The organism is Petrotoga halophila DSM 16923 (genome assembly GCF_002924615.1).
The window spans coordinates 1-9,137 of record NZ_JALY01000029.1; the positions used below are offsets into that span (position 1 = coordinate 1).

At 33.8% G+C, this 9,137-nt stretch carries 6 protein-coding genes and 1 pseudogene; 5 read left to right on the top strand and 2 right to left on the bottom strand.

Features of this window, described 5'->3' with window-relative positions:
• The 4 genes and pseudogenes from proA to AA81_RS01375 all read left to right on the top strand — a co-directional run.
• Window positions 1–207 (top strand): annotated as a pseudogene (gene proA / locus AA81_RS01360) (glutamate-5-semialdehyde dehydrogenase); the annotation flags it as partial.
• Window position 208: 1 nt separating this feature from the next.
• Entirely contained in the window at window positions 209–1,033 is an 825-nt protein-coding gene (proC, locus tag AA81_RS01365) for a pyrroline-5-carboxylate reductase (protein ID WP_103078973.1), read from the top strand.
• Window positions 1,026–2,321 carry an adenylosuccinate lyase gene (gene purB / locus AA81_RS01370; protein WP_169926326.1) on the top strand — a complete coding sequence of 432 codons (1,296 nt, stop codon included), beginning with the start codon at window positions 1,026–1,028 and terminating at the stop codon, window positions 2,319–2,321. The genes proC and purB overlap by 8 nt, the downstream gene beginning before the upstream one ends.
• An 88-nt stretch (window positions 2,322–2,409) precedes the next feature.
• Complete coding sequence (locus AA81_RS01375) at window positions 2,410–4,782, top strand: Lon protease family protein (RefSeq protein WP_103897949.1); 2,373 nt, start codon at window positions 2,410–2,412, stop codon at window positions 4,780–4,782.
• A 48-nt stretch (window positions 4,783–4,830) separates the two neighbouring features.
• Here the strand turns inward: AA81_RS01375 and AA81_RS01380 are convergent, their stop codons facing one another.
• Window positions 4,831–6,330 carry a carboxypeptidase M32 gene (locus AA81_RS01380; protein WP_103897950.1) on the bottom strand — a complete coding sequence of 500 codons (1,500 nt, stop codon included), beginning with the start codon at window positions 6,328–6,330 and terminating at the stop codon, window positions 4,831–4,833.
• 258 nt (window positions 6,331–6,588) lie between these two features.
• Between AA81_RS01380 and lnt the strand changes: the two genes are divergently transcribed.
• The gene (lnt, locus tag AA81_RS01385; protein ID WP_103897951.1) at window positions 6,589–8,064 is read left to right on the top strand and encodes an apolipoprotein N-acyltransferase; all 1,476 of its coding nucleotides are present in this window, start codon (window positions 6,589–6,591) and stop codon (window positions 8,062–8,064) included.
• Between the two features lie 2 nt (window positions 8,065–8,066).
• Here lnt and AA81_RS01390 read toward each other — a convergent pair whose 3' ends face one another.
• Complete coding sequence (locus tag AA81_RS01390; protein WP_103078977.1) at window positions 8,067–9,053, bottom strand: 2-hydroxyacid dehydrogenase; 987 nt, start codon at window positions 9,051–9,053, stop codon at window positions 8,067–8,069.
• Between the last annotated feature and the right edge of the window lie 84 nt (window positions 9,054–9,137).

The window sequence follows — 9,137 nt, forward strand, 5'->3', positions numbered from 1 at the left end:
TATACTACCGCGCAAAAATTCCTAAACGAAATAGATTCTGCAGCCGTTTACGTCAATGCTTCAACGAGGTTTACCGATGGTGAAGAGTTCGGCTTCGGCGCGGAAATGGGGATAAGTACACAAAAATTGCATGTTCGAGGACCGATTGGAATCAACGAGTTAACAACTATCAAATACATTATCTTGGGAAACGGGCAGGTTAGATAGTATGGATGAAAAACTGTGTGTGATAGGTTTGGGAAAAATGGGAAGCACGTTAGTAAAAGGTTTAATCCAAACAAAAACACTTAAAAGAGAACAAATAATCGGAACAGATGTCTTTGAATACGATTCTGAAAGAAATTCTAATTACTGTGACATAAAAACTATGTCCGATAATGCAAAAGCGGTGAAAGAATCTGACATCGTTCTTTTAGCTGTGAAACCGCAAGTAATAGATAAAGTATTGGAGGAAATAAGTCCCTCTTGTGAAGACAAGATAGTTATATCAATAGCTGCAGGAGTAAGTTTGCGCCATTTGGATAAAGCTTTACCAGTTTCATCAAAGATAATAAGAGCCATGCCCAACACCCCTATTTTAGTTGGTGAAGGCGTTATTGCTATAAGTAAAAAGAAGAACGTTGACGAAAATGATTTGAGAACGGTTAAGAAGATTTTGGAAAGTGTTGGAAAGGTATATTTGGTTGAAGAAGATATGATGGACGCGATAACAGCTTTAAGTGGGAGCGGACCGGCATATGTCTATATTATGATAGAGGCTTTATCCGACGGTGGTGTTCTAATGGGTTTACCTAGAGAGCTTTCCACTGAATTTGCCGCAAGAACTTTACTTGGCGCTGCAAGAATGGTTTTAGAAACACAGAAACACCCTGGAGAGTTAAAAGATATGGTTACTTCCCCAGGAGGTACATCAATAAAAGGAATAGAAGTTTTAGAATCTCATGGTTTACGAGGCATCCTTATGGACGCTGTAAAAGAAGCAACTATACGGTCAAAAGAACTGAATTCACAAAGAGGTGTTGATATTGATTGAAAGGTACTCTCTTTCTCCAATTAAAGACATTTGGACTTTAGATGACCAATACGAAAGATGGCTTGAAGTAGAAGTAGCTGTAACAGAAGCCTTTGAAGAACTGAACCTTGCTCCCAAAGGTACATCCCAAAATATTCAACAAAAAGCAAAATTAGACGTTCAAAAAATATTAAACACAGAAAAAATAGTGGATCATGACGTGATAGCCTTTATAAAAGTGGTAACTGAAGATATGGGAGATGAGGCAAGATACTTTCACAAAGGCTTAACGTCGTCAGATGTTGTCGATACAGCTTTATCGTTAGCTATAAAAAGAGCAGGAGAGATTATTCTTGATGAGCTAACTAAATACATAGCTAATCTCAAAAAACTAGCTGTGGATCACAAGTATACTATTATAGTTGGAAGAACCCATGGGGTACACGCTGAGCCAACATCTTTTGGATTAAAAATTTTAGGATTTGTTGCGGAAGAAGAGAGAAACAAAGAAAGATTAGATAAGGCTATAGATAACATTTCCCAAGGAAAACTCAGCGGGGCGGTTGGAAATTATGCTAACATAGAACCAAAAGTAGAGGAAATCGCTTTGAAAAAACTCAACCTCAGACCTTGTAAAGTATCTACTCAAGTTTTACCAAGGGATCTTCACGCTGAATTTTTCAGTGTTTTAGCTATGATAGGAAGCAGTATAGAAAGACTTGCTATAGAAATCAGGCACCTTCAAAAAACAGAGGTCCTGGAAATAGAAGAACCTTTTAAAAAAGGGCAACGGGGTTCTTCAGCAATGCCCCATAAGAAAAACCCCATATTGTGTGAAAGGTTGACGGGGATGTCAAGAATGCTAAGATCTTACTTATCTTCTGCTTATGAAAATATCTCCTTATGGCACGAAAGAGATATTTCTCATTCGTCTGTAGAAAGAGTGTTTATACCGGATGCAACAATGCTTACTTACTACATGTTGAATAAAGCAAATTACTTAGTTGAAAACTTAGTTGTTCACAAAGATAGAATGAAAGAAAACATAGAAAAATCGTATAATTTAATTTATTCTCAACGGGTGTTGCTAAAGTTAGTTGAATTAGGGGTAAGTAGAGAGGAAGCTTATAAAATAGTTCAAGAAAACGCTATGAAAGCTTGGAATGAAAGGCGTGATTTTAAAGCAATTTTATTGGAAGATAACAGAGTAAATACAAAATTTTCTGAGAAAGAAGCCTTTGAAGATATATTTTCGCCTGATTATTATCTAAAAAATATAAACAAAATTTACGAAAGGTTTGAACTTTAGGGGTGGGGAGCAGGGCGAAGGGGCGCTATTAATCAAGTTTTTAGAATTTCTAAAGGTGGTAAAAGTGCAAATAAAGGAGGCATGAATCATGAAACTTACTTTAAGTGATTTTGAAATTAAAATCCCAGATATCAACATCGATAACACTTCAGAAATAAAAATTGGTTCTTATCAAGATTACACCATACAAACGGATGCATGTGAAATCCTACAATTTGCCTTGGAAAGCAGTAACGATTCAAACAACGTTTTCATTGTTGGTCCAAACCGTAGTGGTAGAAGAGGTATGACTCGAAAGATCATCGAAAGAATTTCATTAACTCAAAAAGCTCCTCAAGATCTTCTGTATGTTTTTAATTTCAAAGAAGAAAAGAAACCCAAGCTGTTGAAACTACCCGCAGGAGAGGCCAAAAATTTCAAATCTGAATTGCAATCTATTATTAATTCGTCTGTACAAGTTTTAAATAAAACTATGCAGACGGAAGAATTCCAACAAAGATTAAGTTCATTAGAAAAAGAATACAACGAGCAGAGGGAAAAATTGTGGTCCGATCTAAGAAAACAGGCTCAATCTCTTGGTTTTATACTTGAGGCTTCTGAAAAAGGTATAGTCAGCGTTCCAGTGTATGACGGCAAAAAAATAAGCAGCTCAGAGTTTGAAAATCTTCCAGAAGAGATAAAGGAGTATTTTAGAAAAAATTCAGAGAAGTTGCGAGAATTAATTGAAAAAACTATGGTAAAGATCACGGAGATGGATAAAGAATACTGGGAGGAAGTTAAAAACTTACGACGCTATTGGGCTGCATTTAGCTTAGCTAAGCTTTTTGAACCCCTTGAAAAGAAATATCTCAAATATTCAGATGTTTTTGAATACCTTCAAAACTTAAAAGAAGACATAGCTTCTCATTTATCCCAATTAACTTCTGAAAATCAAAACCTAATAACTTATCTTAAAGAAAAAAGATACAATGTCAACATTGTAGTAGATAATTCTTATCTACAAGGTGCTCCTGTGATAGAAGAAGATAACCCCACTTTTTCAAATTTGGTTGGTAGAATAGAGTATTATTCCCAAATGGGACTTCTCCAAACTGATTTTACAATGATAAAATCGGGGGCTTTCCACAGGGCAAATGGTGGTTATTTAATCATGGAAGCGGAAAAAGTTTTAAGAAAACCTTACGCTTGGGAGGTAATTAAAAGGGTTTTATCTGAAAAAGAAGTAAAAATTGAAAATATTCAAACTGCTGAAGGCTATTCGAACGTTGAAAGTTTGGAACCAGAACCTTTATCTTTAACCGTTAAAGTAGTACTCATTGGAGAAGAATGGGTGTACGATTTATTAAGAGTTTACGATAGCGAATTCGAAAAACTTTTTCCTATAAAATCACAATTTGACTATGAGGCAGAGTTAAGTAACGAGAATTTAAATAAATTTTTAGCTTTCTTAAGCAACACAGTGGAAGAAAACGATATCTCACATTTTACAAAAGATGCGATTGAAGAGATAATCAAGTACAGTTGTAGGATGAATGGAAATAACAAAAGGTTCTCTTTAAAATTGGGGGAAATTAAGAATCTACTAATAGACTCTTGCAACATTTCTAGAAAAAATGGAACAAGCCCATATATAACCTCCAAAGATATAAAAGATACTATAAAGTTTAGAGAAAAGATGTTTTCATTTCATAAGAAAAAATTATTTAATGCAATTAAAGAACAAAAGATTGACATAAGAACTGAAGGCTCTGAAATTGGGCAAATAAATGGATTGACTGTTTTGGATACAGGAGATTTCACCTTTGGCCATCCAGTCAAAATAACAGCAAAAAGTTACAGATCCTCTTCTGAAAAAATCATAAATATACACAGGGATATTGACTTAAGCGGAAAAATATACAAAAAATCTTCATTGATAATAGAAAACTATTTCAAACATAAATTTTCTTCTTTTATAGAAACAGGCTTCGGCGTTTCTTTAAATTTTGAACAAGTTTACTCTATCATTGAAGGAGACAGCGCTACAATAGCAGAAACTCTGGCTTTAATGTCTTCTATAGCTAACATTCCATTGAAACAAAATATTGCCATCACCGGATCTATGAATCAAAGTGGAGAGGCTTTACCAGTTGGAGGAATAATCGAAAAAATAGAAGGATTTTACGACGCCTGTAAAAATCTCAATTTTACAGGAGACCAAGGGGTAATTATTCCAAGTAAGAATATCGATAATATTGTATTAAAAGACGAAATAAACGAAGATATACAAAATGGAAAGTTCCATATTTGGGCTATTGATAATATAGACGAAGCGATCGAACTAATGACAGATTACAAAGCAGGGACACCAAATGAAAACGGTGAATACGAAGAAGGCACATTTTATTACTATGTGAGTGAAAACCTCAAGAAATTATCAAAAGAAGAGAAAAAAGAAAAAGACGAAAAAGAAAACAAATAAGCCAGATCAATTTTAAAACCCCCATCGTATATAGATGGGGGATTTTAATTATAATCCATAAATTGCAGAAAACTTCTCTTTTATATAGTGAACAAAATATTTGGGATTAAGAGTTTCACCTGTAACCTTTTTCAAAAGTTCTTCTGGTTCGTATATTTTACCGTACTTATGGACATTCTCAACCATCCAGTTCAAAACTTCTTTTGAATCTCCTTTTTCTATTTGAGATGGATAATCTTTTAAATCTTTTTTCAATTTTGAGAGCAATTGAGCACTGTAAAGATTGCCTAACATGTATGAAGGAAAATAACCAAATTGCCCATTTGACCAATGAACATCTTGCAAAACACCTACGGCATCGTTTGGTGGCACGATACCTAAATATTCTTTCATTTTATCGTTCCAAACGGTTGGTAATTCATTTACCTTTATTCTATCGTTGATCAGTGCTTCTTCGATTTCAAATCTCAACATAATATGAAAGTTATAAGTTACTTCATCTGCCTCAGTCCTGATAAAATCTTTTTTAACTATATTGACACCTTTATACAGTTCATCACTGCTTATTCCTTCAAAAGATGGGAAAGTATCTTTCAACTTTTTAGAAAAGAACACCCAAAAATGAGGACCTCTTCCTATAATATTTTCCCAAAATCTTGATTGGGATTCATGCACAGCCATAGAAGTACCTTCATCCAAAGAAGTTTCAAAAAATTCTTCAGGAATATGAAGTTCGTATAAAGCGTGTCCACCTTCGTGCATAGTTGAAAATAAAGAATATCTCAAATCTTTATTGTTGTATCTTGTTGTAATTCTAACGTCTTTTGGACCAATTTTTGTAGTGAAAGGATGAGCAGACATGTCCATACGTCCAGAATCGAAATCGAAATTCATAAATTTTAACGCTTCCAGAGATAACTCTTTCTGCTTATTTACGTCGAAATCACCTTCAAAAAAATCGTACCTTGGTTCTTTTCCCTTTTCTAAAAGCTCTTTCATAAAGGGTAGGAGATGCTCTTTTAAGTAATTTATTGTGCCTTTCAACGTTTCTGTTTTCATTCCAGGCTCGAATAAGTCTAAAAGAGCATCATATCTATTTTTTTCATATCCTAAAGCCTCTGCTTGTTCTTTTTCTAAAGATACGACTTCTTGCAAATAAGGTTCAAACAAAGAAAAGTTATTTTCTTCCCTGGCTTTTTTCCAAAAATGACCTGCTTTTGAAGTCGTTTCGGCTAATTGTCGGATAAGTTGTGGAGGCAACTTTTTAAACTTATCGAAATCTTTCTTGGTTACCCTTACCATTGCTTGATCAATATCACTTAATTCATCATAATTTTCCTTCTTTGAAAAATAATCCAAAAATTCACCCATCTGATCGGAAACGGACATTCTAAACAGTGACTCCATAAGTTCTCCTAAAGCTTTAGAACGATACTCAAAAGCATTGTTTGGAGCGTTAGTTTCTAAATCCCAGTGCATTAGTGCAATAGCTTGACTGTATCTTGAAATTTTGGCTTGAAATTCTTTAAATTCTTCCAATTTAGACATCTTTTTTACCCCCTCTTATACAGATTTTTCTATCTTTAGAAATTCTAAAACTTTATATATAGCGCCCATAAGGATAAAAATTCTTTACCTTTTGCCCCGCTCCCCACCCTCTAAGGATAAAGCAGCTATACAGATTTTGTTAGTTATCCTAATTATATCAGATTTCTTGAACTATCACAAAGTTTGCTGTATAATATTGTAACGACAGCATAATTATACAAGAAACAAGATTTTCAAAATATAATTCAGGGGGTAGTTATGAATTATCTACTTACTTTAATTTCAGGTGTTTTAACCGGTTTGGCTATGCCAGGTAATTTATTTTCTTTTTTCATTTGGTTTTCATTGGTTTTCTTTCTGAGGAATATGACCAGATCAAAAACTCACTATGAAAGATTACTCCATACAATAATATATTCCTCTTCCATGCTTGTAACTACTCTTTGGTGGTTGCTTCCTACTTTATCCAAAAATATACCCCAAATTTTAAAAAATTATTCTCCAATTGTTGGTTTTTTTGGATACGTTGGAATGATAGTACTTTTAATGATACCTTATCTCATCATTTGGCTTTTATCAGAACTTTATCATCGAAAAGATAGACAATACAATTATCTTTCATTGGTCTTTTTCTATTCTTTTGCCTACACTGTTGCGGAAATTTTGAGGGGTTTTGGAGATTTGGCTTTTATGGGAGGAAATTTATCATACGCCCTTTACAATCATACTGGAATAATACAAATTGCCTCTATTATAGGGTCTTTTGGCCTAACTTTTATCATAGTTTTCGTCAATGCTCTGATAGCTTTCGATAATTCACGTGATAAGGTATTTAAAATTCTTGCTATATTTACTACTATATACATTTCTAATTTTGCTATAGTGAGGTATCTACCTCCTATTAATGGCACAAACAATTCCATAAAAGTTGGAGTCGTTCAAATGAATGTTCCACAAGAGATCAAGTACTCCTCAAATCCAATACAAGATTATTCAACTTTTTCTAAGAATATCGAAGAATTTAAAAATAGGGATGTGGATGTAGTAGTTTTTCCAGAATCAACTTTTCTTGAAGACGTCTCAAAATTAGAAATAGAAAGCCAAATAGTAAGAGACATTCAAAACTTATACAAACCTGTAATATTAGGACACCCAAGGATAGACAACGATAACCATTTTAACTCTGCCTGGGTATATAACCAACATGGGAGTATTGAGGGTATCTACGATAAGGTTAAATTAACACCATTTGCCGAATTTTTACCATATGAAACTATATTTGGAAACTTTGATGTTTTTAGATTATTAAACTATTATACTCCTGGGGAAGAATACTCAACCTTTTCATTAGACGGAACTAATTTTGGTGTACAAATATGTTTTGAAACTTATTTTCCTGAAGTTTCAATTAATCAAGCTAAGAATGGAGCAAATTTATTGATTGCAATATCTAACGACGGTTGGTTTAATTCAAAAACCGGCCTGTTTCAACACTTCAGTCAGGGCGTTTTTAGAGCAGTAGAAACGAGAAGAGATTTCATTCAAGTTTCAAATACAGGCTTAACCGGCTCAATCGATAAATATGGAAGAATCACCAACATATTTGAAACCAAAGAGGAAAAAACGGGGATCTTTTTTGTCAACCCAAACGATAATATCTCGTTTTACTCTAAGGCTTCAGACATATTAAAAATCTTATTTTTTATCGGAGCCCTTTTGCTAGCAATTCTTTAAATTCAATATCCAAATTCTAAATCAATTAAGTCTTTTGCCGTACCACCTTTTAGAAAGCCTTTTATATTTTCTATGGTTTCATCGATACTATACCTTGTAGCTTCAGTGTTATAACCTCCAACATGTGGAGACAAAACAACGTTATCAAAGGTATGAATTGGGTAATTGGCTGGCAAAATTGATGGTTTTTCTTTGGAGGGATAATTATACCAAACATCTATAGCGGCTCCAGCTAATTTTTTAGATTTCAAAGCTTCGTATAGTGCCCTTTGATCTATAACATCACCTCTTCCAACGTTTATTATGTACTTGCCAGTCATTTTATTAAACACCTTTTCATCGATAAGCCCTTTTGTATATTTCGTCAAAGGTAGAGTTACGAATACAATTTCACTTTCTTCTATTACATAATCTAAATCAGAACTAATCTCATCCACATTTTCAATATCTATATTTGCATTTCTTTTATAGCCCACAATTTTACAGTTAAAAGTTTTAAGCATTTGTGCAAGATTTTTCCCTATATTGCCTAATCCCAATATTGCACAACTTTTGTTTTGAATAGATACCCATGAATCTTTAACACTTTCTCCAGCACTAAATCCATGCCAAATTCCTTCTTTTAAATCGTTATGATAAGGCACAATTTTCCCAAGAAGAGCTAAAGCAAGGGCAAAAGCCCTTTCTGCCACTATTCTAGCGTTACCATGACTATTTGCAACGCTAATGCCTTTTTCTTTTAGTATTTCTAAGGGTAATTGGTTCACCCCAGCATATGGAACAAAAATCATTTTCAAATTCTTTGACTTCTCCAATATATTCTCATCCAAGTCTCCACCAAACACTATTGCATCTGTAACTTCCATAGCATTTTCTACATTGCTGATTTCTTCACTATCTAGAAATTCATCGTTGGGAAATAATTTCTTCAATTCACTAATCTTTTCTTTCCAGTACGAATTTAACTTGTTCATAAATAATACTTTCAATTTTTTCTAATGCCCCCTCAAAGTGATTAATTTTACAGTCTTTAGAGATTCTAAAACTTTATACATAGCGCCCCTTCGCCCCGC